The 25,193-nt window shown below is 62.3% G+C and carries 22 protein-coding genes; 16 read left to right on the top strand and 6 right to left on the bottom strand.

Translation table 11 applies throughout. From position 1 onward, the window contains the following. The first annotated feature begins 47 nt into the window (after positions 1-47). The 3 genes from CUV01_RS04505 (at position 48) to CUV01_RS04495 (ending at position 2,835) form a co-directional block, all read left to right on the top strand. A complete protein-coding gene (locus CUV01_RS04505) occupies positions 48-998 on the top strand; it encodes a DMT family transporter (protein WP_198731876.1) in 951 nt (316 codons plus the stop codon). A 118-nt stretch (positions 999-1,116) separates the two neighbouring features. After that, positions 1,117-2,382: a sulfite oxidase gene (locus tag CUV01_RS04500; protein ID WP_101459412.1), complete on the top strand. Its 1,266-nt coding sequence runs from the start codon at positions 1,117-1,119 to the stop codon at positions 2,380-2,382. Between the two features lie 153 nt (positions 2,383-2,535). After that, complete coding sequence (locus tag CUV01_RS04495) at positions 2,536-2,835, top strand: cytochrome C-552 (protein ID WP_198731875.1); 300 nt, start codon at positions 2,536-2,538, stop codon at positions 2,833-2,835. 121 nt (positions 2,836-2,956) lie between these two features. Here the strand turns inward: CUV01_RS04495 and CUV01_RS04490 are convergent, their stop codons facing one another. Together CUV01_RS04490 and CUV01_RS04485 are read right to left on the bottom strand one after the other, a co-directional pair. Further along, positions 2,957-3,658 (bottom strand): response regulator transcription factor, encoded by a 702-nt coding sequence (locus CUV01_RS04490; protein ID WP_101459410.1) that lies wholly within the window; start codon positions 3,656-3,658, stop codon positions 2,957-2,959. After that, a complete protein-coding gene (locus CUV01_RS04485) occupies positions 3,655-5,550 on the bottom strand; it encodes a PAS-domain containing protein (protein ID WP_101461866.1) in 1,896 nt (631 codons plus the stop codon). The genes CUV01_RS04490 and CUV01_RS04485 overlap by 4 nt, the downstream gene beginning before the upstream one ends. 151 nt (positions 5,551-5,701) lie before the next feature. Between CUV01_RS04485 and CUV01_RS04480 the strand changes: the two genes are divergently transcribed. From CUV01_RS04480 to CUV01_RS04425, 12 genes are all read left to right on the top strand, one after another. Beyond that, positions 5,702-7,684, top strand: coding sequence for an AMP-binding protein (locus tag CUV01_RS04480; protein WP_101461865.1), 1,983 nt, complete (start codon positions 5,702-5,704; stop codon positions 7,682-7,684). Next, entirely contained in the window at positions 7,681-8,514 is an 834-nt protein-coding gene (locus tag CUV01_RS04475; protein WP_101459409.1) for an ABC transporter ATP-binding protein, read from the top strand. Before CUV01_RS04480 ends, CUV01_RS04475 begins: the two co-directional genes overlap by 4 nt. Beyond that, positions 8,507-9,493 carry a branched-chain amino acid ABC transporter permease gene (locus CUV01_RS04470; RefSeq protein WP_101459408.1) on the top strand — a complete coding sequence of 329 codons (987 nt, stop codon included), beginning with the start codon at positions 8,507-8,509 and terminating at the stop codon, positions 9,491-9,493. The genes CUV01_RS04475 and CUV01_RS04470 overlap by 8 nt, the downstream gene beginning before the upstream one ends. Positions 9,494-9,498: 5 nt before the next feature. Next, entirely contained in the window at positions 9,499-9,903 is a 405-nt protein-coding gene (locus CUV01_RS04465; RefSeq protein ID WP_157994773.1) for a hypothetical protein, read from the top strand. A 1-nt stretch (position 9,904) separates the two neighbouring features. Beyond that, the gene (locus CUV01_RS04460) at positions 9,905-10,981 is read left to right on the top strand and encodes a branched-chain amino acid ABC transporter permease (protein WP_101459406.1); all 1,077 of its coding nucleotides are present in this window, start codon (positions 9,905-9,907) and stop codon (positions 10,979-10,981) included. Between the two features lie 52 nt (positions 10,982-11,033). Continuing rightward, positions 11,034-12,320 carry an ABC transporter substrate-binding protein gene (locus CUV01_RS04455; RefSeq protein ID WP_101459405.1) on the top strand — a complete coding sequence of 429 codons (1,287 nt, stop codon included), beginning with the start codon at positions 11,034-11,036 and terminating at the stop codon, positions 12,318-12,320. Positions 12,321-12,375: 55 nt separating this feature from the next. After that, positions 12,376-13,197, top strand: coding sequence for an ABC transporter ATP-binding protein (locus tag CUV01_RS04450; protein WP_101461864.1), 822 nt, complete (start codon positions 12,376-12,378; stop codon positions 13,195-13,197). 124 nt (positions 13,198-13,321) lie between these two features. Further along, on the top strand, positions 13,322-14,545 hold the full coding sequence (locus tag CUV01_RS04445) for a phenylacetate--CoA ligase family protein (RefSeq protein WP_101459404.1): 1,224 nt from the start codon (positions 13,322-13,324) through the stop codon (positions 14,543-14,545). Between the two features lie 94 nt (positions 14,546-14,639). Beyond that, positions 14,640-15,404, top strand: a complete 765-nt coding sequence (locus tag CUV01_RS04440; protein ID WP_101459403.1) for a flagellar motor protein MotB — start codon at positions 14,640-14,642, stop codon at positions 15,402-15,404. A 217-nt stretch (positions 15,405-15,621) separates the two neighbouring features. Next, complete coding sequence (gene carB, locus CUV01_RS04435) at positions 15,622-18,960, top strand: carbamoyl-phosphate synthase large subunit (protein WP_101459402.1); 3,339 nt, start codon at positions 15,622-15,624, stop codon at positions 18,958-18,960. Between the two features lie 129 nt (positions 18,961-19,089). Next, complete coding sequence (locus CUV01_RS04430) at positions 19,090-19,659, top strand: Panacea domain-containing protein (RefSeq protein ID WP_101459401.1); 570 nt, start codon at positions 19,090-19,092, stop codon at positions 19,657-19,659. Between the two features lie 24 nt (positions 19,660-19,683). Continuing rightward, positions 19,684-20,013 carry a hypothetical protein gene (locus CUV01_RS04425; RefSeq protein WP_101459400.1) on the top strand — a complete coding sequence of 110 codons (330 nt, stop codon included), beginning with the start codon at positions 19,684-19,686 and terminating at the stop codon, positions 20,011-20,013. 177 nt (positions 20,014-20,190) lie between these two features. Here CUV01_RS04425 and CUV01_RS04420 read toward each other — a convergent pair whose 3' ends face one another. Next, positions 20,191-20,718, bottom strand: a complete 528-nt coding sequence (locus tag CUV01_RS04420) for a BrnA antitoxin family protein (RefSeq protein WP_101459399.1) — start codon at positions 20,716-20,718, stop codon at positions 20,191-20,193. A gap of 198 nt (positions 20,719-20,916) precedes the next feature. On the opposite strand from CUV01_RS04420, the gene CUV01_RS04415 reads away from it, so the two are divergent. Continuing rightward, the gene (locus CUV01_RS04415) at positions 20,917-22,203 is read left to right on the top strand and encodes a CAP domain-containing protein (RefSeq protein WP_101459398.1); all 1,287 of its coding nucleotides are present in this window, start codon (positions 20,917-20,919) and stop codon (positions 22,201-22,203) included. 5 nt (positions 22,204-22,208) lie between these two features. Here the strand turns inward: CUV01_RS04415 and CUV01_RS04410 are convergent, their stop codons facing one another. The 3 genes from CUV01_RS04410 to CUV01_RS04400 form a co-directional block, all read right to left on the bottom strand. Beyond that, positions 22,209-23,093: a DMT family transporter gene (locus tag CUV01_RS04410; protein WP_101459397.1), complete on the bottom strand. Its 885-nt coding sequence runs from the start codon at positions 23,091-23,093 to the stop codon at positions 22,209-22,211. Between the two features lie 126 nt (positions 23,094-23,219). Then, entirely contained in the window at positions 23,220-23,519 is a 300-nt protein-coding gene (locus CUV01_RS04405) for an HU family DNA-binding protein (RefSeq protein WP_101459396.1), read from the bottom strand. A 148-nt stretch (positions 23,520-23,667) separates the two neighbouring features. Continuing rightward, entirely contained in the window at positions 23,668-25,152 is a 1,485-nt protein-coding gene (locus tag CUV01_RS04400; protein ID WP_101461863.1) for an AMP nucleosidase, read from the bottom strand. Positions 25,153-25,193: the final 41 nt, after the last annotated feature.

Below are 25,193 nucleotides of genomic sequence, written 5' to 3'. Positions count from 1 at the left end.
CGGGGCCTGCGGGAAATTGTCATGAGCCGTTCAGCGAGGTGCGGGACATGGGCGTAGGCGTCCTCTGGATGATCGCGAGCCTTGCCTCTTTCATCAGCATGGCAGTCGCCTCGCGAGAGTTGTCGCTTGCGATGCCAATCGCCCAGATCCTTGTGCTGCGCTCGATCGTCGGGCTGGGCGTCGTCCTGATCCTGGCACGCCACCTGCTGCCGGAACTGCGCCAGCTGCGGGATATCAAACTGCACGCGGCCCGAAATCTGGTCCATTTCAGCGCGCAATATTGCTGGACGCTGGGGGTGGCACTGATGCCCCTGGCCGAGGTCTTTGCGCTGGAATTCACCATGCCGATCTGGGTGGCGATATTCGCCTGGGCGGCGCTGGGCGAACGCATCGGCCGCGCCCGCATACTGGCCATCATCGCCAGCTTTGCAGGCGTGCTGATCGTGCTGCAACCGGGCACCGGCATCATCGATCCGGCGGCGCTGATCGTGCTGCTGGCGGCGGCGGGCTATGGCGCCTCGGCGGTCTTCGTCAAGCGGCTGACGCGGCACTCGTCCTCCGCGATCATCGTGGTGTGGATGGTGCTGATGCAATTGCCGATGGGTGTGGCGCTGATGGCCTATCAGGGGGGCTGGGTGCCAGTCGGCTGGCCGGACATGCCCTGGGTTCTGCTGGTCGGCATTTCGGCACTCAGCGCGCATTACACCATGGCGCAGGCGCTGCGGGTGATGGATGCCTCGATTGCGATTCCCATCGACTTTCTGCGCGTGCCGCTGATCGCCGTGGTCGGCTGGCTGCTCTATGACGAGAAGATCAGCACCGCCGTGTTCATCGGCGCGGGCCTGATCTTTGCCGCGAACTTCCTGGCCATGCGCAGCGAGGCCCGAAGCCGCCGCAAATCCGCCGCACTCGCCGAGGCAGGCGCAGACGCCGCCGCGGGCGCGGTGATGGCGGCAAAGGGATCTGCACGCCATCGGACCGACCACGAAGTTGACTAGGCGGCATGCGCGGCGAACCAGGCCGACATGTCTGATCCAGCCAGCGCCTGCTCGGATCTCTTGAAAAGAAACCCCTGTTCGATATTCTGTTACGCGTTCAACGGGAGGAATTTGGATCATGGCAGACAAGAACTCAGCAGACGAGGTGATCGACGCTTGCATGGTGGATCAACCCGAACGCAGGACGTTTCTCAAATCGACCGCGCTGACTGCGCTTGGGGCCTACGCGGGAATGAATATCCCGTTCGGTGGCAACCTGATGGCGCTGGCGCAGGGCATGAGCGAAGAGGACATAATGGCGGGCAAGAATGGCCTCCTGGTGATGAATGACAGGCCTCTCAACGCGGAAACACCGGCACACCTCCTGGACGACGATGTGACGCCCTATGAACATTTCTTCGTACGCAACAACGGGTTGGTCCCTGACACGGCGCTGGAGATGGACGACGAGGGCTGGACCCTGACCATCGACGGCGAGGTGGAAACGCCGCTGGAGCTGAGCCTTGCCGATCTCAAAGAACAATTCGAGGTCGTCACGAAACGGCTGGTGCTGGAATGCGGTGGCAACGGTCGGGCATATTTCACCCCCGGAGCGTCGGGCAACCAGTGGACGACAGGCGCCGTCGGTTGCGCAGATTGGACGGGCGTCCGTCTGAGCGATGTGCTCAACGCCGCAGGCATCAAGGAAAGCGCGGTCTATACGGCGCATTATGGCAACGATCCGCACCTTTCGGGCGATTCGGACAAAGATGCGATCTCGCGCGGTGCGCCCATTGAGAAAGCACTGGCCGAGGACGGCATCATTGCGTGGGAAATGAACGGCGAACCTATTCCCGCGGTTCACGGGTTTCCTCTGCGTGTCATCATCCCCGGCTATCCCGGTTCGGCATCGCAGAAATTCCTGACCCGTATCTGGGTCCGCGATCAGGTGCATGACGGGGCAAAAATGACCGGATATTCCTATCGTCTACCGGCCTATCCCGTCGCCCCCGGCACCGAGGTGCCGGAAGAGGACATGGTTATCATGACCGAAATGCCGGTGAAGTCGCTGATCACCCATCCGCAAACCGGCACGCAAACCCCGATGGGCGAGGCAACAGAGGTGCGCGGTCATGCCTGGGCCGGCAGCGGCGATATTGCATCGGTCGATCTGTCCATCGATTTTGGCCAGACCTGGATTTCCGCAACGCTTGATCCTGCAAAGAACACGTTCGCATGGCAGCGTTTCCGCGCCGATGTCACCTTGCCCGAGGCTGGTTATTACGAGGTCTGGGCGCGGGCGACGGATATGAACGGCGTGGCGCAGCCGCCCGTTGTTCCCGGCTGGAATCCGCGCGGGTATGGCAACAACATGCAGCATCGCATCGCCATGATTGCGACCTGATCCTGACACCGCAGCCGGATCAACGGGTCCGGCTGCCGGCACCAACGGAAAGAAGCTTACATGAAAAACATATCAGGACTTTCGCGCCTCGCGCTGTGTGCTGGCCTCGCGTTCGGGTCAACGGCTTCCATCGCGCAAGAGGCCTATGATCCGATGCGCAAGACGGTTAACCCTTTGGCACCCGCCACCGCCAACCCGATGGTTGATGCGCCTGTCGTCGAACCAGATCCTGAACTTGGAAACCTTCCTGCCGGGCCGGGTGCGGAAGATACATTTTATCAGTGTACCGCCTGCCACTCGACAGCGATCATTCGTCAACAAAGCCTGACCGATGCCCGCTGGGATTATCTGTGGGACTGGATGATCGAAGATCAGAACATGTTTGAGCCGGATGACGAAACGAAGGATATCGTCCTTACCTACCTCAAGACGCATTTTTCCTCGGAACGGTGACGAGGCGGGGCAACGATCACGCTGCGACCCATCCCTGCATGGGGGGCGGCAGGATGCCTGCCAGATTGACGGGACGGCGTGAGCGCACCGCAAAACCAAGCTTGTCCGCGCCCGCTGGCTTTTACCCCAGCTCGGCCAGAAAGATGTATCCGGCGCCATAGATCGTCTTGATCAGGCGGGGGTTCTTGGGGTCCTCGTCCAGCTTCGCGCGCAGCCGCGAGATGCGGACATCCATGGCGCGGTCAAAGCTTTCGCCGGCGGTGCCGCCCAGCGCCTCCAGCATCTGGTTGCGGGTGATCAGCCGGCGCGGGCTGTCCAGAAAGATGCGCAGCAATTCGGCCTCGGCATGGCTGACGGGGGTTTCCTGCCCGCCGGGCGAGGTCAGCGTGTAGCTATCGAAATCGGCCAGCCAGCCGGCAAAGCGCACCTGATTGCCGCCGCGTTCGACCGGCGGGGCGGGCTTGCGCAGCCGCGCCCTGATCCGGGCCACCACCTCTGCCGGTTCAAAGGGTTTGATGATATAGTCATCGGCACCCAGTTCCAGCCCGGTCACCCGGTCCTGCACCTGTGCGCGGCCGGAAATGATGATGATCGCCGCGCCCGATTCGGTGGCCAGCCGGTGCACCAGCGCCAGCCCGTCCCGGTCGGGCAGGCCAAGGTCGATCAGGCAGGCATCGGGGGTGATCCGGCGCAGCGCGGCCTCGAATTCGGTGGCACGCGCGAAGGACTGGGTGCGAAAGCCTGCCTCTTCCAGCGCGCCGGCCAGCAGTCGGCGGATCTCGGGTTCGTCGTCAAGGATGGCGATCAGCGGGCTGTCGGTCATGCGTCACCTTCTGGACCGGGGCGCGCGCTGCTGCAAGCGGCGTCGGACATGGCCGCCGACAGCCGATTGCGATCAAAGGGCTTGGTCAGCACCGGCCAGGCCAGATCACTGCGCAGCGGATCGCCGGGCGGCAGCGCCGTCATCAGCACCAGGGCCGGGCCGGTGCCGGCCAGATCGCGCCCCAGACCGTCGCCAAGCTGCAGGTCCGACAGGATCATGGTCAGCCCCGGCAGGTCGGTCATGCTGCGGGCCTCGGACAGGCTGGCGGCCTCGATCACCGCATGGCCAAGGCCGGTCAGCATGTCGCGGACCTCGGTTCGAATGGCATCGTCATCCTCGACCAGCAGCACCATCTGCCGGGTCACGCGGCGCAGCGGCAGGCGCAGGGTCACGCGGGCGCCGTGGCCGGTGTTCTCAAGCCGCATGGTCCCGCCGGCCAGCTTGGTCTGGTCGTAAACCATCGACAGGCCCAGCCCCGATCCCTGACCCTGCTTGGTCGAATAGAAAGGCTCGGTCGCGCGTGCCAGCGCCTCGGGCGAAAAGCCGGGGCCGGTATCGGTCACCGCGATCTGCAACCAGTCGCCGCTGGCGCGCGCGGTGATGGTGATGCGGCCCGGCCCGGTCATTGCGGCATTGGCGTTCAGGATCAGGTTCAGCAGCGAATCCTGCAGCGCGCCTGGATCGATCAGCAGCGGCAGATCGCTGATGCCGGCCTCGATTTCCAGGCTGACACCGGTGGCCAGCGACGGCCCCGCAAGCGTGGCTATTTCGGACAGCAGCGCCGGCAGATCCACCGGCTCAAAGGACAGATCGCGAGGCAGGCTGATCCGCGCCAGCCGGTTCAGCAGTTGCGCACCGCGACGCGCGGTGGCCAGCGTCGCCTGCACATCGTCCGAGGCCGCCTCGGGCAGTTGCATCGCGGCCAGCCGGCCCTGCAGCCCCAGGATGATGGTCAGCAAATTGCCGAAATCATGCGCCATCCCCGATGTCAGCCGGGCGGCAAGACTGCGCTTGCCGGCATGGCTGATCGCCTCGCGCGCATGCACCTCGGCGCTGACATCGGTTGACAGGATATAGGCGCCATGGCCGGCCCGGTCGGGCGTCAGCGCGATGCGGATGCGCCGCCCCGAAAGTTGATGCGTGATCTCGAACACCTGCGCCTCGCCCGCCAGCGCGCGCTGCATGTGCGGCCGGACCCTGGAAAATGTTTCCACGCCCAGCACGTCATCCCCGGTCATCCCCACGATCCGATCCGGCGCACCGGGGAAAATCGACGGCAACTGGCGGTTCGAAAACGTATAGCGGAACCCGGCATCCATATGGGCGATATGCGCCGGCACCATCTCGGTGACCTGCCGCGTCCGCGCCTCGGTCGCGGTCAGCACCCGCTGTGCCTCTTGCAGCGCCGCGTTGGTGGCGGCCAGTTCGCGGTTCGCCGCCGACAGCTTTTCGGCGTGGTCCAGCACCTGCTCGCTCAACTCTTCGGACCGCGCGCGCAGCAGCGCCTCTTGCCGCTTGATATCGGTGATATCGGTATAAACGGCGATCCAGCCGCCTTGCGACAGCGGCGCGCCCTCGACCGCGACCCAGCGGCCATTGGCGCGCTCGCGTTCGAAATAATGCGGCTGAAAGGTCCGCGCCTGTTCCACGCGCAGCGCGATGGCGTCATCGGGATCGTCCTGCGGGCCGTATTCGCCGCGATTGACCAGAAAGCGAATCGTGTCCTCGAAACTGGTGCCCCGCCGGGTCAACTCGTCGGGCAGATCGAACATCGCCTGATATTGCAGGTTGGCGACGGCCAGCCGCAGATCCGCGTCAAAGATCGACAGGGCCTGCCCGATCAGGTTCAGGCCCGACTGGGTCAGATCCGCGTGTAGGGTGCTGATGGTCATGACCGCGATTTTGCGCGCCAGCGGTGGCATTGCAAGCCTCGGATGCGGGATCGGCCGCGCCTGTAACATTTCGTTGGGTTTCAGACAAACTGGGGCAATGATTGGCCCCGAGGGTGCAGCCACGAAGCCGCGCCGCGACTGGGGAGGACGCATGACGGACCAGCAATTGCCTTCAGATGACGCGAGATCAGTTCCCGCGCTGTTGGCGCGGAACGCGAGCCGCTTTGGCAACCGCCCCGCGTATCGCGAAAAGGAATTCGGCATCTGGCAAAGCTGGACCTGGGCCGAGGCGGCCGAAGAGGTGCGGGCACTGGCGCTGGGGCTGATGGCGCTGGGGTTGAAGCCGGGCGATCATGTCGGCGTCATCGGTCGCAACCGCCCGGCGCATTACTGGTCGATGATCGCCACGCAGATGTGCGGCGGCGTGCCGGTGCCGCTCTATAACGACGCAGCAGCCGAAGAAATGGTCTATGTGCTGAACCATTGCGGCGCCCGTTTCGTGATCTGCGGCGATCAGGAACAGGTCGACAAGGTGCTCGAGGTGCAGGCCATGCCTGACGCCCCGCAGGGCATCGAACAGATGATTTACACCGACAAGCGCGGGATGCGTAAATACGATCACTCACGGATGAACGCGCTTGCGGATGTCCAGGCCGAGGGGCGGGCAGCCGCAACTCGGCTTGGCGCCGAATTGGATAAACGCATCGCATCGCTGGATTACGACAGCACCTGCGTGATGCTTTATACCAGCGGCACGACCGGCAAACCCAAAGGGGTGGTGCTGTCGAACCGCAATATCATCGAAACCGCCAGGAACACCTCGGACTTCGATCATCTGACCCAGAGCGAGGAAATTCTGGCCTATCTGCCGATGGCCTGGGTTGGCGATTTCATCTTTTCGATCGGGCAGGCGCTCTGGGCCGGTTTTACCGTCAACTGCCCCGAAGATCAGCAGACCATGATGACCGATCTGCGAGAGATCGGGCCCACCTATTTCTTTGCCCCGCCGCGGGTCTTCGAGGGTCAGCTGACCAATGTGATGATCCGCATGGAGGATGCCGGCCGCTTCAAGAAATGGCTGTTTGACCGCTACATGAAGGTGGCCCGCCGCGTCGGCCCGGCCATTCTGGACGGCGAAACCGTCAGCTTCGGCGACCGGCTGTCCTACGGTCTGGGCAACCTTTTCGTTTATGGCCCGCTCAAGAACACGCTGGGCTATTCGCGCATCCGCGTCGGCTATACCGCAGGCGAGGCGATCGGCCCCGAGATCTTTGATTTCTACCGCTCGCTGGGCATCAACCTCAAACAGCTCTACGGCCAGACCGAGGCATCGGTCTTTATCACCCAGCAGCCCGACGGGCAGGTGCGCAGCGATACCGTCGGCGTGCCCTCGCCGGGTGTCGAGGTCAGGATCGCCGATAATGGCGAGGTCTTTTACCGCAGCCCCGGCACCTTCGTTGAATATTACAAGAATGCCGAAAGCACCGCCTCGACCAAGGATGCCGAAGGCTGGGTCGCCACCGGCGATGCCGGGTTCTTCGAGGAAGACACCGGCCATCTGCGCATCATCGACCGCGCCAAGGATGTCGGCAAGATGGCCGATGGCACCATGTTCGCGCCCAAATATGTCGAGAACAAACTGAAATTCTATCCCAATATCCTCGAGGCCGTGGTGCTGGGCAATGGCCGCGAATTCTGCACCGCGCTGATCAATATCGACCTTGGCGCCGTGGGCAACTGGGCCGAGCGCAACAACATCTCTTATGCCAGCTATCAGGAACTGGCGGCGCATCCGCAGGTCTATGCAACGATCAAGGAACATGTCGAGGCGGTGAACGACTCGGTGGCCGAAGACCCGATGCTGTCGGGCTGCCAGATCCACCGCTTTCTTGTCCTGCACAAGGAACTGGACCCCGATGACGGCGAAATGACCCGCACCCGCAAGGTGCGCCGCGCGGTCATCAACGAAAAGTTCGCCGATCTTGTCGGCGCGCTCTATGACGGGTCGGACGAGATCTACACCGAAACCGAGGTCACCTACGAGGACGGCCGCAAGGGCAAGATCAAGGCGACGCTCAAGATCGAGGATGCTCAGGTCTTTGGCGAAACGCAGCAGAAGGTGGCGGCGGAATGAGCGAATTGCAAACGGCCGAGGCGACCAGCGGTTACACCACCGCGGATGGCCGCCAGATCGGCGGCACGCTGATGGACATGAAGAACATCACCCTGCGCTTTGGCGGCGTCGAGGCGATCAAGAATATCAGCTTTGACATCCGCGAGGGCGAGATCCGCGCGATCATCGGGCCGAACGGCGCGGGCAAGTCCTCGATGCTGAACGTGATCTCGGGCTTTTATGTGCCGCAAGAGGGCGAGGTCTGGTTCAAGGGCGAAAGGCGCGGACAGCTGAAACCCTATCAGGTCGCCCGCCTCGGGATCGCCCGCACCTTCCAGAACATCGCGTTGTTTGACGGCATGACGGTGCTGGACAACATCATGACGGGTCGGTTGAACTACATCAAATCGGGCCTCTTCAGCCAGGCGCTGTGGTGGGGCAAGGCCGAACGCGAAGAGACCGAAAACCGCGCGCAGGTCGAAAAGATCATCGACTTTCTCGAAATCCAGAACATCCGCAAAACCCCGGTGGGGCGGCTGCCCTACGGGCTGAAAAAGCGGGTGGAACTGGCGCGCGCGCTGGCCGCCGAGCCGCAATTGCTGTTGCTGGACGAACCGATGGCCGGGATGAACGTCGAAGAGAAAGAGGACATGTCCCGCTTTATCCTCGATGTGAACGATGAATTCGGCACCACCATCGCGCTGATCGAACACGATATGGGCGTGGTCATGGACCTGTCCGACCGCGTCGTGGTCATGGATTACGGCCGCAAGATCGGTGACGGCACCCCCGACGAGGTGCGCAACAACCAAGACGTCATCGACGCTTATCTGGGGGTGGCCCATGACTGATCAGTTTATCTATTCCATCGAGGTGCTGCTGAACGGCCTGATGACCGGCGTGATGTATTCGCTGGTCGCGCTGGGCTTTGTGCTGATCTTCAAGGCCTCGGGCGTGTTCAACTATGCCCAGGGCGTGATGGCGCTGTTCGCGGCACTGACGCTGGTCGGGATCCAGCAGGGGCAGGTGCCCTTTGCCCATCTGATCAATGCGATCTTTGGCACCCATGTCGAGGAATTCGGCTGGACCGTGCCCTCGCTGCTGGCGATCCTGCTGACGGCGGCGGTGATGGTGCTGCTGGCGATCCTGATCGAGAAACTGGTGCTGCAGCATCTGGTCGGGCAGGAACCGATCATCCTGTTCATGGCGACCATCGGGCTGGCCTATTTCCTCGAAGGGTTCGGCGATGTGATGTGGGGCGCCGATATCAAGACGCTGGATGTCGGCCTGCCGCAGGGGATTTCCGAAAGCATCGAATCCGTGACCAATGAGTGGTTCGGCTATGGCTTCTTTATCGACCGGCTGGATATCTGGGCCACCTTCATCGCCATCCTGCTGGTGGCGGCCCTGGTCGCGTTCTCGCAATATACCAAGCAGGGCCGGGCCATGCGCGCGGTGGCCGATGATCACCAGGCGGCGCTGTCGGTGGGCATCTCGCTGCGCTACATCTGGGTGATGGTCTGGTCGATCGCCGGTTTCGTGGCGCTGGTCGCCGGCATCATGTGGGGCACCAAATCGGGCGTGCAGTTCAGCCTGTCGCTGATCGCGCTCAAGGCCTTGCCGGTGCTGATGCTGGGCAGCTTTACCTCGATCCCCGGCGCGATTGTCGGCGGGCTGATCATCGGGGTTGGTGAAAAGCTGTTCGAATTCTGGATCGGACCGCTGATCGGCGGCGCGACCGAGAACTGGTTCGCCTATGTGCTGGCGCTGATCTTCCTCGTCTTCCGTCCGCAGGGGCTGTTTGGCGAAAAGATCATCGAGAGGGTATGAGGAAAATGAGACATATCTACCAAGGTGGAGAAGATGGGTGCGGCGCAGCAAGTGTTGCGATGCTCGCAGATATAGAACTTGCGGAAGCAAGAGAGATAATAGATGGGGGCTGGCGCAATTGTGGGAAGGCAGGCTTGCAGAAAGCGCTGGAGAAAAAAGGAATATCCTTAGAGATATTTCTTTCCCACAAGTTTGTGAAACTGAAGCGACCAGAAAAGCTTGCCGCAGTTAGGGCGGCAGGTTGCGACCTGCTGCTAAAGGTGAAAGGAAAAGACGGGAATATCGGGCACTGGATGGTATGGGACTCCAAACGTGGGCGTCTGCTGGATCCATACTCTAAAAAAGCAAAAGAGCCCTGCTTTGACATTGACGACGCAGACCGAGCCTACAAAGTAACAGGCGGGCAATAGCATGCTGTATCGTGAGGCAGGCGATTTCAAGACCGGCTATCGCAAGGATGGCCAGACCTTTCCCATCAAGCTGGATCGCTGGGGCTATTACCTGTTGCTCGCCATTGCCTTTCTGGTGGTGCCGTTCCTGATCAACGACTACTGGGCCAATGCGGTCTTCGTGCCCTTCCTGATCTATGCCATTGCCGCACTCGGGCTGAACATCCTGACCGGCTATGCCGGGCAGGTCAGCCTGGGCACCGGCGGGTTCATGGCCGTGGGCGCCTATGCCGTCTACAAGCTGATGACGGCCTTCCCAGAGATCAGCATCGTCATCCATATCCTGCTGGCCGGCGGTATCACCGCGCTGGTGGGGATGCTGTTCGGCCTGCCCAGCCTGCGGATCAAGGGGTTCTACCTGGCCGTGGCGACGCTGGCCGCGCAGTTCTTTCTGGTCTGGCTGTTCAACAAGGTGCCGTGGTTCTACAACTACTCGGCCTCGGGCCAGATCACCGCGCCGGAACGCACCGTGCTGGATATTGCCGTCACCGGCCCCGCCACCAGCGCGCCGGCGAAATACCTGATCTGCCTGTGCTTTGCCGTGCTGCTGGCCTGGGTCGCGCGCAACCTGACGCGCGGCACCGCGGGGCGCAAATGGATGGCCATCCGCGACATGGACATCGCCGCCGAGATCATCGGGGTCAATCCGCTGACCGCCAAACTGTCGGCATTCGCGGTGTCGTCCTTCTTTGTGGGCATCGCGGGCGCGCTGCTGTTTGCCGTCTATCTGGGCGCCGCCGAAGTCGGCGAGGCCTTCGGCATCAACAAGAGCTTCCTCGTGCTCTTCATGATCATCATCGGCGGTCTGGGCAGCATCTTTGGCAGCTTTGCCGGCGCCGCCTTTCTGGTGCTGCTGCCGGTCATGCTCAAGAACGTGCTGGTCGGCACCCTCGGCTGGCCCACCGATCTGGCCGCCCATATCGAATTGATGATCGTGGGCGGGCTGATCATCCTGTTCCTGATCGTCGAGCCACACGGCCTTGCCCGCTTGTGGTCCTTGGCCAAGGAAAAGCTGCGGCTGTGGCCGTTCCCGCATTGATCCATTCACAGAACCGGACAACCGGCGCCTGAAAACTGGGAGGAGACCCAAAATGAAGAAACTGACATTCCCCGCAATCGTTGCCGCCGGTCTGATGGCTGCGGCGCCTGCAATGGCCGATCTGGTGGTGCCGAACCTCAGCTATCGCACCGGCCCCTATGCCGCCAACGGCATTCCCTATGCGGACGGTTTCAACGACTATTTCACCTTGCTCAACGAACGCGACGGCGGCATCGGCGGCGAGATCATCCAGGTGCCGGAATGCGAGACCGCCTATAACACCGAAAAAGGCGTCGAATGCTACGAGGCGCTCAAGGGTGACAACCCGCTGGTCATGAACCCGCTGTCGACCGGCATCACCTATCAGCTGATCCCCAAGGCCAGCGTCGACAACATGCCGCTGTATACGCCCGGCTATGGCCGCACCTCGGCCAAGAACGGCAAGGTGTTCGAATGGGTGTTCAACGCGCCCGCGAACTATTGGGACGGTGCCTCGGTCGCGGTCAAGCATATCCTCGAGCAGGAAGGCGGCGATCTGAACGGCAAGAAGATCGCGCTGGTCTATCACAACAGCGCCTATGGCAAGGAACCGATCCGGACCCTGCAGGAACTGTCGAAAAAGCACGGCTTCGAACTGTCGGAACTGCCGGTCGACGCGCCGGGTCAGGAACAGAAAAGCCAGTGGCTGCAAATTCGCCGCGACAAGCCCGACTATGTCATCATGTATGGCTGGGGTGTGCAGAACCAGGTCGGCATCCAGGAGGCGGTGAATATCCGCTATCCGATGGACCACATGATCGGCATCTGGTGGTCGGGTTCGGAAAATGACGTGATCTCGGCCGGCGAGGGCGCCAATGGCTACAAGGCGCTGACCTTCCACGGTGTCGGTCAGGAATATCCGCTCTATGACGACCTCAAGACCCATGTCTACGATGCCGGCAAGGCATCGGGCGCGGGCGATCAGATCGGCACGGTGCTGTATTCGCGCGGCGCCTATGCCGCGCTGGTCATCGCCGAGGCGATCAAGAAGGCACAGGACCTTGCCGGCACCTCGGCCATCACCCCTGCACAGCTGCGCGACGGTTTCGAGGCGCTCGAGATCAGCGCAGAGCGGATGGAGGAACTGGGCCTGCCAGATTTCGGCCAGCCGATCTCGCTGAGCTGTGACAACCATGGCGGCGCCGGTCTTGGCCGGATCCAGCAATGGGATGCGGCAGCCGGTCAGTGGAACCTGATCACCGATTTCATCGAGCCCGATGAAGAGGTGCTGCAGCCGCTGATCGAAGAAGACAGCGCGGCCTATGCCGCCGAGGCCGGCGTGACCGAGCGCTGCAACTAAGACGACCTGTCCCGGCGGCTGCCAGTCGCCGGGACCACCGCCATTGGGGGCCATGATGTTCGACGCCGAAAACAGCGAAACCTTGCTGCAAGTCAACAGTATCGAGGTGATCTACAACCACGTGATCCTTGTCCTGAAAGGCGTCAGCCTGTCGGTTCCCAAGGGCGGTATCACCGCGCTTCTGGGGGGCAACGGGGCTGGCAAGACCACGACGCTCAAGGCGATCTCGAACCTCTTGGCCAGCGAACGCGGCGAAGTGACCAAGGGCAGCATCACCTATCGGGGCGAGCGCATCTCGGATCTCAATCCCGCCGCGCTGGTCAAGCAGGGCGTGATCCAGGTGATGGAGGGCCGCCACTGTTTCGAACACCTCACGGTCGAGGAAAACCTGCTGACCGGGGCCTATACGCGCGGCGACGGCGCGGCGGCGGTCAAGCAGGATCTGGAAATGGTCTATGACTATTTCCCGCGTCTGCGCGAACGGCGCAAATCGCAGGCCGGCTATACCTCGGGCGGCGAACAGCAGATGGTCGCCATCGGTCGCGCGCTGATGAGTCGGCCGGAAACGATCCTGCTGGACGAGCCGTCGATGGGGCTTGCCCCGCAACTGGTCGAACAGATCTTCGGCATCGTGAAGGCGGTCAACGAAGGCGAGGGCGTGACCTTCCTGCTGGCCGAGCAGAACACCAACGTGGCGCTGCGCTTTGCCCATTACGGCTATATCCTCGAAAGCGGTCGCGTGGTGATGGACGGTCCCGCCGCCGCATTGCGCGAGAACCCCGACGTCAAGGAATTCTACCTCGGCATGTCCGACGAGGGCCGCAAGTCATTCCGCGACGTGCGCAGCTATCGCCGGCGCAAGCGCTGGCTGGCCTAGGGGCGCGGGCCTTTTGGGGGCGGCGCGACATATCCGGGCTGTCGGCGCTGGACCGGAGCGCGACCTGCTGCGCAGCAGCAACAAGATTTGACGCGCGCCGGGCCGCGCATTCAGGGGGTGTCTTATGGCTGGATATTATGACGATCTCGAGGTCCGCGGCCCCGAAGAACGCGAAGAGGCGCTGTCCGAGGCCCTGCCGGCCACGATCGGCAGGGCGCGCACGGCACCCGCATTGGCGCGCCTGTTGCGCGACGTCGACCCCGACAGCGTGATCGACCGCGCGGCGCTGGCACGCTTGCCGGTGATCCGCAAATCCGAACTGGCAGAGGCGCAGGCCAAGACCCCGCCCTTTGGCGGCTTTACCACCCGGCTGGCCGCCGAATTCGACCACATCTTCCAAAGCCCCGGCCCGATCTACGAACCCGGCCGCCGCGAGGGCGACTGGTGGCGGCTGGGCCGTTTCCTGCATGCGGCGGGCGTGGGCAGGGGCGATATCGTCCATAACTGCTTTGGCTACCACCTGACGCCTGCCGGGATGATGTTCGAATCCGGTGCGCGCGCCGTCGATGCAGCGGTCCTGCCCGCCGGCACCGGCCAAAGCGAATTGCAGGTCCGCGCCGCCGTCGATATCGGCACCACCGTCTATGCCGGCACGCCCGATTTCCTCAAGGTGATCATCGACAAGGCCGATGAGATGGGCGAGCAACTGGCCATCCGCCGCGCCGCCGTCGGGGGCGGTGCGCTGTTTCCGTCCCTGCGCGCGCTCTACGCTGATCGCGGCATCGCCACGCTGCAATGCTATGCGACCGCCGATCTGGGCAACATCGCCTACGAATCCGATGCCATGGAGGGCATGATCGTCGACGAGGGCGTCATCGTCGAAATCGTCCGCCCCGGCACCGGCGATCCGGTGCCCGAGGGCGAGGTCGGCGAGGTGCTGGTTACCACGCTCAATCCCGATTACCCGCTGATCCGCTTTGCCACCGGCGATCTGTCGGCGGTGATGCCGGGGATCAGCCCCTGCGGGCGCACCAATATGCGCATCAAGGGATGGATGGGCCGCGCCGATCAGACCACCAAGATCAAGGGCATGTTCGTGCGCCCCGAACAGGTCGCCACCCTGGTCGCGCGCCACCCCGAAATCCAGCGCGCCCGCGTCATCGCCGAGCGCAACGGCGAGATGGACAGCATGACCGTGCAGCTAGAGGTCAAGGCCGGCGCGCCCGAGGATTTCCAGAACTCGGTCGCCGACACCCTCAAGCTGAAAGGCCAGGTCGAAATCGTGCAGCCCGGCAGCCTGCCCAACGACGGCATGGTGATCGAGGACCGGCGCAGCTATGACGAGTAAGGCTGAACTGCGTTGCATTTGACCGGTTAACTTGTTCTGGCCGTGAAATAGGCGGATTCTGCTTTCCGGGTATTAGGGAATGTGGGGTTCGTCGATGGACGCGCAGCAAAAGCCGCCTCAGACGCGGATCATTGTCAAACGGGTGGCGGCCTCCGGGCCCACCCCGCATCACGGCGGCGCGTGGAAGGTCGCCTATGCCGACTTCGTCACCGCGATGATGGCGTTCTTCCTGCTGATGTGGCTCTTGAACGCAACCACCGAACAACAGCGCAGCGGCCTGTCGGAATATTTCAACCCCAGCGTCACCCGGACACCCGGCGCGACCGGCGACGGCATCGAGGCAGGCGTCCGGCTGGGCGTCGATGTCGAGGTCAACGACACCCAGCGCAGCTCTGATTACGACGCCGTGGCGCGTCAGGTTCAGGATCAACTGAACGGTCTGGGTGCCGAATCGATGCAGATGAAAAACCTGCTGAAACATGTCGTCACCCGCATGACCGACGAGGGTCTGGTCATCGAACTGACCGATCTGACCGCCGCGCCGCTCTTTCAGGAAGACAGCGATCAGGCCCAGCCGATCCTCGGGGATCTGGCCCAGGTAATCTCGGGCGCGCTGTCGGGGCTGCGCAATGATATCGCCATTTCCGGTCATGTCCGCGCCTATCCCGAGGCGCTGGTGACATCGCCGGTCTGGGACTTGTCCACCGCGCGCGCGCAAACCCTGCGCGGCGCGCTGGAACACTCGGGCCTCAGGGCCGGGCGCATCCAGCGCATCACCGGCTTTGCAGATCGCCGCAATCGCGACGTCAATCCGATGTCGCCGCAAAACAACCGGCTGGAAGTGATCCTGCTGCGCTGACCCGCGCGTGCCCTCCGTCCCACCACCGCTCAGGGCTTGCACCGCCTGACGATCACACCGGGCGACCCTCCGAAATTTCGTGGATCGCCGCGCCCTTGGCATCGGTTCATTACCATAATCGTTCCCCCCGGCACCCATCTTGCCTTGCACCCCGGCGGCGCTTGGCTATAACCCCGGACGATTTGCCGTAATCCATGACAAGCCCGGGGGCACGACCATGCCGAAAAGAACCGATATCAAATCTATCCTGATCATCGGTGCCGGACCCATCGTCATCGGGCAGGCATGCGAGTTCGACTATTCCGGCGCACAGGCCTGCAAGGCGCTGCGCGAAGAGGGCTACCGCGTCGTGCTGGTCAACTCGAACCCGGCGACGATCATGACCGACCCGGAAATGGCCGACGCGACCTATATCGAACCGATCACCCCCGAAATCGTCGAAAAGATCATCGCCAAGGAACGCCCCGACGCGCTGCTGCCCACGATGGGCGGACAGACCGGGCTGAACACGGCGCTGGCGCTGGCCGATTCCGGCGCCCTGAACCGCTACGGCGTCGAATTGATCGGCGCACAGCGCAGCGCCATCGAGATGGCCGAGGACCGCAAGCTGTTCCGCGAGGCAATGGACCGCATCGGCCTTGAAAACCCCAAGGCAACCATCGTCGCCGCGCCCAGGCTGGCCAGCGGCAAATACGACGTCTCGGCGGGTGTCGCACAGGCGATGGATGCGCTCGAAGAGATCGGCCTGCCCGCCATCATCCGCCCCGCCTATACCCTCGGCGGCACCGGCGGCGGCGTCGCCTATAACCGCGACGATTACGAACGCATCGTGCGCTCGGGCCTTGATGCCAGCCCGGTTGCGCAGGTGCTGGTCGATGAAAGCCTGCTGGGCTGGAAAGAATTCGAGATGGAGGTCGTGCGCGACCGCAACGACAACGCCATCATCGTCTGCGCCATCGAAAACGTCGATCCCATGGGCGTGCATACCGGCGATTCGATCACCGTTGCACCCGCGCTGACCCTGACCGATCGCGAATACCAGATCATGCGCAATGGCAGCATCGCCGTGCTGCGTGAAATCGGCGTCGAAACCGGCGGATCCAACGTGCAATGGGCGATCAACCCCGCCGATGGCCGCATGGTCGTGATCGAGATGAACCCCCGCGTCAGCCGTTCCTCGGCGCTGGCCTCCAAGGCCACCGGCTTCCCCATCGCCAAGATCGCCGCGAAACTGGCCGTCGGCTACACGCTGGACGAACTGGACAATGACATCACCAAGGTCACGCCGGCCAGCTTCGAACCCAGCATCGACTATGTCGTCACCAAGATCCCGCGCTTTGCCTTCGAGAAATTCCCCGGCTCCAAGCCCGAACTGACCACCGCGATGAAATCGGTGGGCGAGGTCATGGCCATCGGCCGCAGCTTCCACGAGTCGCTGCAAAAGGCGCTGACCAGCATGGAAAACGGCCTGACCGGGCTGGACGAAATCGCCATCGAAGGCGCCGCAGATCAGGGCAGGCCCGCCATCATCGCCGCACTCTCCAAGGCAACGCCGGACCGCCTGCGCGTCATCGCACAAGCCATGCGTCTGGGCCTGAGCGACGATGAGATCCAGCGCGTCACCAGCTTTGACCCGTGGTTCCTGTCCCGCCTGCGCGAGATCGTGGACGCCGAAAACAAGGTCCGCGAAAACGGCCTGCCTGCCGATTCCGACGGCCTGCGCGCGCTGAAGATGATGGGCTTCACCGATGCCCGGCTGGCCACCCTGACCGGTCGCGAAGAAGACGACATCCGCCACACCCGCGTCGCCGCCGAGATCCTGCCGGTCTTCAAGCGCATCGACACCTGCGCCGCCGAATTCGAGGCCCAGACCCCCTATATGTATTCCACCTACGAAGCCCCCGCGATGGGCGACGTGGAAAACGAGGCCCGCCCGACCAACGCCAAAAAGGTCGTCATCCTCGGCGGCGGCCCCAACCGCATCGGGCAGGGGATCGAGTTCGACTATTGCTGTTGCCACGCCTGTTTCGCCCTGACCGATGCCGGGTACGAGACCATCATGGTCAACTGTAACCCCGAAACCGTCAGCACCGATTACGACACCTCGGATCGCCTCTATTTCGAACCGCTGACGCTGGAACATGTGCTGGAAATCCTGCGGGTCGAGCAGGAAAACGGCACCCTTCACGGCGTCATCGTCCAGTTCGGCGGCCAGACACCCCTGAAACTGGCCAACGCGCTGGAGGCAGAGGGCATCCCGATCCTCGGCACCACGCCCGACGCCATCGACCTGGCCGAAGACCGCGAACGCTTTCAGCAGCTTCTGAACGATCTGAACCTGAAACAGCCGATCAACGGCATCGCCCATAGCGACGCCGAGGCCGTCAAGATCGCCGAACGCATCGGCTTTCCGCTGGTCATCCGCCCCTCCTACGTGCTGGGCGGCCGCGCCATGGAAATCGTGCGCGATATGGACCACCTGAACCGCTACATCACCGAAGCCGTCAATGTCTCGGGCAAGAACCCGGTGCTGCTGGACAGCTATCTGACCGGCGCGATCGAGGTTGATGTGGATGCGCTATCGGACGGCGAAAACGTCCATGTCGCTGGAATCATGGAACATATCGAAGAAGCCGGCGTCCATTCCGGCGACAGCGCCTGTTCCCTGCCGCCCCACACGCTGGACGCGACCACCATCGCAGAGCTGAAACGCCAGACCGTCGACATGGCCCGCGCGTTGCAGGTCAAGGGCCTGATGAATGTGCAATTCGCACTGAAAGACGGCGCGATCTACGTGCTCGAGGTCAATCCCCGCGCCTCGCGTACCGTGCCCTTCGTCGCCAAAGCCACCGACAGCGCCATCGCCTCGATAGCCGCGCGGCTTATGGCCGGCGAGCCGATGTCGAACTTCCCCGCGCGCGAGCCCTATCCCGAAGGCGTCGGCCCCGAAGATGACCTGCCCTTTGCCGATCCGCTGACCCTGGCCGACCCGATCACGCCGTGGTTCTCGGTGAAAGAGGCCGTGCTGCCCTTCGCCCGCTTCCCCGGCGTCGATACCCTGCTTGGCCCGGAAATGCGCTCGACCGGCGAGGTGATGGGCTGGGACCGCAACTTCCCCCGCGCCTTCCTCAAGGCCCAGCTTGGCGCCGGCACCAACCTGCCGCATGACGGGCTGGTCTTTATCTCGATCAAGGATGCCGACAAGACGGCCGAGATGGGCGCCGCCGCCCGCGACCTGATCGCCATGGGCTTCCAGATCGTCGCCACCAGCGGCACCGCCGATTTCCTGGCCTCCGAAGGCGTGCAGTCCCAGCGCGTCAACAAGGTCTACGAGGGCCGCCCCAACGTGGTGGATCGCCTGAAAAACAGCGAAATCGCCATGGTTCTGAACACGACCGAAGGCGCGCAAGCCATTGCAGACTCACGCGAAATCCGCGCCGTTGCCCTCTATGACAAGATCCCCTACTACACCACCGCCGCCGCCAGCATCGCCGCCGTCGCCGCAATCAAGTCACGCGAAGAGGGCGAAGTCGGAGTGCGGTCGCTGCAGGCGTGAGGCCGCACAAAGAACTACAGTTTTCAAGTAGTTAAGCGCGTCGCTTCAGTAAAATCTTCTTGACTCCTTGTCAAACTTGTGTTGTCGCACGATTCTACTTGAGCTACAATTTGCTCAGGAGGCGAATCAATGAGTAACCCACACGATGCTCGCCTGCTCTTCAGTTTTCCCGTGGATCAGGGCGCGCGAAAGTTGAAGGAGCTGATTGTCTACATTTCTGACCGGTGCGCAGATGACAATAGCTTCGGCGCCATAATGCTCAACAAGATTCTTTACCATTCGGACTTTAGGGCATTTGAACGTACGGCCCGACCAATAACCGGGACTCAATATTTCAAACTTCCTCAGGGACCTGCGCCTAAAGCTCTGCTTCCGGTTCGCCGGGAACTAATTGACGAGGGTGCAATCACCTTGCAGCAAGTTCCAATTGGGGATTATACGCAAGATAGAACTATCGCACATCGCAAAGCCGCGCTCAGTCTTTTTTCGGATGATGAGATTGCAATCGTGGACGAGGTTATCGAAGAACTAAGGGGGATGCCGGCCGTAGAGATTAGTGAGGCATCACATGATGTACGTTGGCGTGCACTGCAAATGAGGGACACAATGCCGTACAGCTATGTGGCGCTCTCTAACAAAGCTGTTACAGCCAATGAGATCACTCGCACCGAAGAACTGAAAGAAAAATATAATTGGTAGAATAGATTTAGTGGGCTCTTGCCTGTGAATTGGATCATTGAGGAAGCCACCAGTTACAGAGCTGCAGTATATGACTGCGGCGACCAGATCGTGGTAGCGAACGGCACATTGCCCATACGCTTCGGCCTTAAGCGTGAACCGCGAGGATTCTTCCAAACCGGAGTGCTTGACAGCACAGGCAAGGAAATCTGGATAGCCCGAACAAAACTCGATTTAAACGGACCAGAGATCATCATGTCCTATACCGTTCGCTACGTCATTGACGTCGAGCAGCGGATCGTAATTTTACTTCACGTTGAACATACATTGCCGGAAGAAATGACTTGGAACGACGATGACCCACTGCCGTTCTGAGCACCTGATTAGCAACTCGTCCCAGGGCATTACCGCGCGCCGAGACGCTGGTCGCCGAAGCCTTCGCCCTGTTTCTTGCGCCCGGACTGGCGGCACAACGGATCAATCACCGCTTTGATCCCGACACCTCACGCGCACCATAGCCGGCGCTGCGCTGTCTTTGGCTGCCACCCCCGCTCAATCCCCACGCCGCGCCTTCATCGCCATGAACTCAGCCTTCAAAACGGCCGAGGGCTTGCGCTCTTCCGTCACCGGCACGCCCTCGTCGTCGCGCATCTGCTCCGCGCGGGCCTCGCCATAGGTGCGTTCCAGCATCTCGCGCTGGCTCAGGCTCAGGTCGTCGCCCCAATGCGGGCGTTGGTCCTCGAATGCCTCGTCCTCGCTGCCGCGCCGCAGGTAGTCCATCGTCTCGGGCCCCTCGATCAGCCCGGCCAGCCGCGCATGCATCCAGACCGCGATGATGCGGTTGATGCGCACCTGCCAGTCCGGCCCCATCGACCGGCAAAACCTGACCACGTCGTCATCCAGCCGCAGCGTGACACGGGTCTTTTTGCTGCTGTCCTTTTGCCGCGCGATCCGGTGCCATTCATCGGGGATGCGCAGCCCCGCCAGCACGCTCTGGTGCAGATCCCATTCCAGCATCCGCATGGCATCGGCCATATAGTGATAGTTCACCCGCTGCGCTTGCACCGCCTTGCTGACCATGATCGCCCCCTTTGCCAGGCGCTCACTATGGCGGGCAGCGGTTAACCACCGCTTAACCCGGCGCGCGTAGCCTGTGTACACGCTGTGCACAGGTTGTGCGCGCAGGGTGCACGGCTTGTGCAGCCCGCTTGACCCTGCCTGTCGCGCCCAGCAGGATAAGCTTTTCGGAATGGCGGGCTCAACCAAAAGGCGAATTGAATGACCTATGCAACGCAGGACGAACGGTACCTTCTCGACCTCATCAACCAGTCGCGCGCCGCAAACGGGCAAGACCGCCTGTTTCTCGAACGCCACCTGAACAGATCGGCCGACAATCACTCGATCTGGATGCTCGACGCGGATGTTTTCTCGCATACGGGCGCTGGTGGCAGTTCGTCGTCTCAGCGCTTGCGCGATGCCGGGTTCGATCTGTCGAATGGCTGGGCCACCGCCGAGAACATCGCCTATGTCACCATCAACAATAACGGCACCTTGACCGACGAAATCGAGCAATTGCACCGCAACCTGATGAACAGCAGCGGGCATCGCGCGAACCTGCTGTCGGACAGGTATGACCTGGTCGGCATCGGCCTGCAGGTGGGTGAAATGGTCCTGCAGGGACAGACCCGCAGCGTGCTGATGCTGACCGAAAACTTCGCCAGCACCGGCGGCCATATCGAGTATGATCTGGCGCCCGGTGTCTCGATCCACACGATCAACGATCCGGGCTGGATCACCGTCGCGCCGTCGCGCGCCGAGTGGGCGCCGTTCTTCAATGGTCAGGTCATGACAGGCGCGGCCACAACCGAGGTGACCGGCAGCTGGGGCAGCGATGATTTCCGGATGGGCGGCGGGGCCGACCGTCTGCGCGGCATGCCGGGCGATGACTGGATGGCCGGCGGCGGCGGAGAGGACACCATTCTGGGCTCTGCCGGCAACGACTACATCCTCGGTCAGTGGGGCAATGACACGCTGAACGGCGAGAACGGCGACGACCGGCTCTCGGGCGGCTCGGGCAATGATTATATCGTCGGTGGCAACGGAAACGATGTGATGCGCGGCGACGATGGCCATGACCGGATGCTGGGGCAGGGCGGGCATGACAACATGGCCGGCGGCAATGGCAATGACATCATCCGCGGACACTGGGGCAACGACCGGCTGGATGGCGGTGCCGGCAATGACCAGCTGTTTGGCGGCCAGATGCGCGACTGGCTGGATGGTGGCCCCGGCGATGACCGGTTATGGGGCGAGGCAGGTCCCGACAATTTCGTCTTTCGCGGCAGTGATATTGGCCGTGACAGGGTCATGGATTTCCAGCCGGGGCAGGATCGGCTGATGATCGACGACGCGCTGATCGCCGAGGATCTCGAAGAATTTGTCGCCAGCAGTGTGCGCAAGATCAATGGCGGCGTCCTGATCGATCTTGCGGATGACAATCAGATCACGGTTATCGGGGCCGATCTGACGGCAGCGCAGGTGGCCGACAGCATCTTCCTGTTCTAAGCGCGCTAGGCTGCCGGGCCGCGGGTCTGCACCTTGGACAGTTGCACCATCAGGATGCCGCCCGCGACGATCAGCGCGCCCAGCAGATCCGTCGGCCCGAACCGCTCGCCCAGAAAGGCGGCGGCGATGCTGACGCCCAGAAATGGCGTGAGAAAGTGAAAGGTCGCGGCGCGGGTCGCGCCGATCCGGCTGACCAGCTGGAACCAGATAAAGGTTGCCAGCAGGCCCGGCCCCAGCACGGTGTAAAGAAACGCCCAGACCAACGTCCAAGACCAGACGACGTCTCCCGCATTCTCGAACATCAGCGAAAATGGCAGCAGCGCGATCGCGCCGACCGCCATTTGCAGCGCCACCAGCATCAGCACATTCTTGCTGCCCCCGGTGCCCCGCAGCACCAATGTCGCGGCGGTCAGGGCCACCACGGCGATCAGACACATCACCACCCCCGGCCCGTCCAGACCATCGGTCAGGCGCGAGCCCATGATCAGGGCCACCCCGGCAAAACCGGCAAGCAGCCCGGTCACCGCCATCGGGCGCAGTTTCTCGCCATAAAACAGCGCCCCTGCGGCAGCGACCAGCAGCGGCAGCATAGAGGCGATGATCGACGCAGCCGATGCCTCGACCCGCTGCATCGCCACCCAGTTCAGACCCAGATACAGCGCATTCTGGCACAGCCCGAAAATGATCACCGTGCGCCATTCGGCACGCGTCAGCCGCCAGCTTTGGCCCATCGCCCGCGCCAGCAGCACGCCGAGCACCGCCGACAGCAGAAAGCGCATCACCAGCGCCGTCAGCGGCGGCGCGTCCAGTACGATCACACGTGTCGAGGTAAAGGCAGATGACCAGAGGATGCCGAAAGACAGCCCCATGAAGATCGCGCGGATATCCATTCTGTGCCTCCGGCTGTCCGACATATCGGCGCTATCAGCTTGTCAGAGGAATGGAAAGCGTGCCCGTCGGCACAAAAAAAAGGGCCGCGCCTTTCGGCACGGCCCATCATCATACCTTGCGGCAAATCAGGCGTTCACACTGTCTTTCAGCGCCTTGGCAACAGTGACCTTGACCTGCTTGTCAGCCGGCTTGGTCATCATTTCCTGGGTCTGGGGATTGCGAACTTGACGCTCGGGACGGGCGCGGCAAGCGATCTTGCCGATACCCGGCAGCGTCACAGCGCCACCGTTTGACACTTCACGGGTCACCACCGAGGTGATCGCATCCAGCGCTGCAGTTGCCGACTTCTTGTCCGATCCCAATTCATCGGCAAGAGCGGCGACCAGCTGGGTCTTGGTCATCGGTTTCGCGGTAGCGTTAGCCATAAATCTGTCTCCTCTGGCCCTGTTTAAGGCATTATGATTTGCGCCTGTCCGGCGACACACCGCCTGCTACACACGGTTTTGACTCTTAGATCAAGTATTTTTCGTTGAAATGGCCCTGCATGGCACTGTTCGGCGGCTTTTCGTTGGGTCACAGAAAGGCCGTTTCGCTGAACGAACGCAGTTTTCTGCTGTGAATCCGCTCCAACGGCATCTCGCGCAGTTTTTCCATTGCACGCACGCCGATCAGCAAATGGTTGGCCACCTGAGTCCGGTAGAAATCGGTCGCCATGCCGGGCAATTTCAACTCGCCATGCAGCGGCTTGTCACTGACACATAGCAAGGTGCCATAGGGGACCCGGAACCGAAAACCATTGGCCGCAATGGTGGCGCTTTCCATATCCAGCGCCACGGCGCGCGATTGCGACAGACGGCGAACCGGGCCGGATTGGTCGCGCAATTCCCAATTGCGGTTGTCGATGGTGGCCACCGTGCCGGTGCGCATGATCCGCTTCAACTCGAACCCGTCCAGCTGGGTGATCTCGGCCACGGCCTCTTGCAGCGCGACCTGCACCTCGGCCAGCGCGGGGATCGGCACCCAGACCGGCAGGTCGTCATCCAGCACGTGATCCTCGCGCAGATAGGCATGGGCCAGGACGAAATCGCCCAACCGCTGGCTGTTGCGCAGCCCCGCGCAATGGCCGACCATCAGCCAGGCATGCGGGCGCAGCACGGCGATATGATCGGTGGCCGTCTTTGCGTTGGACGGCCCCACCCCGATATTGACCAGCGTGATCCCCTGCCCATCGGGCCGGGTCAGGTGATAGGCCGGCATCTGCGGCATTTTTTCATTGGCGGGCAGAGGATCGTTTGCGTCGGTGATGACGTGATTTCCAGGTGCCACGAACGAGGTATATCCCATCGAGGGATCGGCCAGCGCCCGGCGGGCATAGGCCTCGAATTCGTCGACATAGAACTGGTAGTTGGTGAACAGCACGAAGTTCTGGAAATATTCGGGCGCGGTCGCGGTGTAATGCGCCAGCCGCGCCAGCGAGTAATCCACGCGCTGCGCGGTAAAGGGCGCCAGGTGCAAGGCGCCATCGGCATGCGGCTTGGCCTCGCCATTGACGATGTCGTCGTTCATCGTCTCCAGATCAGGCACGTCAAAGACGTCGCGAAGGCTGAAATCCAGCACACCTTCCTGCGGCACATTCAGATCAGACTGTCCGGCAACAGCGAAATGGATCGGAATGGGTGTCTCGCTTGGGCCGATGGTGATGGGCACATTGTGGTTTTTCATCAGCAGCCCGATCTGCTGGGTCAGGTAGTTACGAAACAGGTCCGGCCGGGTGATCGTTGCCGCATAGCTGCCGGGGGCGACGACATGACCAAAGGACAGGCGCGAATCCGTCTGCGAATGGCTGGTCGTGCTTAGCCGGACCTCGGGATAATACGCGCGATAGCGTGCCTTGGGCGGCTCTCCCGCCAGCGTCCTGACAAAGTGACCGCTCAGGAAATCCGTCCCATCCCTGTACACTTCTTCCAGCCGCGCGACGGCGGCCTTGGGGTCGGTAAATTGTTCGCGGCTGGCGGTCGCTGGTGTTTCGACCGGCAGAAAGCGGTTGTCTTGAGCCATCGGCATCTTCCCTGATGATTCAGGCGACTGTGCCAGCCAGA

Source organism: Paracoccus tegillarcae (assembly GCF_002847305.1).
GTDB lineage: Bacteria > Pseudomonadota > Alphaproteobacteria > Rhodobacterales > Rhodobacteraceae > Paracoccus > Paracoccus tegillarcae.
This window is presented reverse-complemented; position numbering and strand designations above follow the sequence as displayed.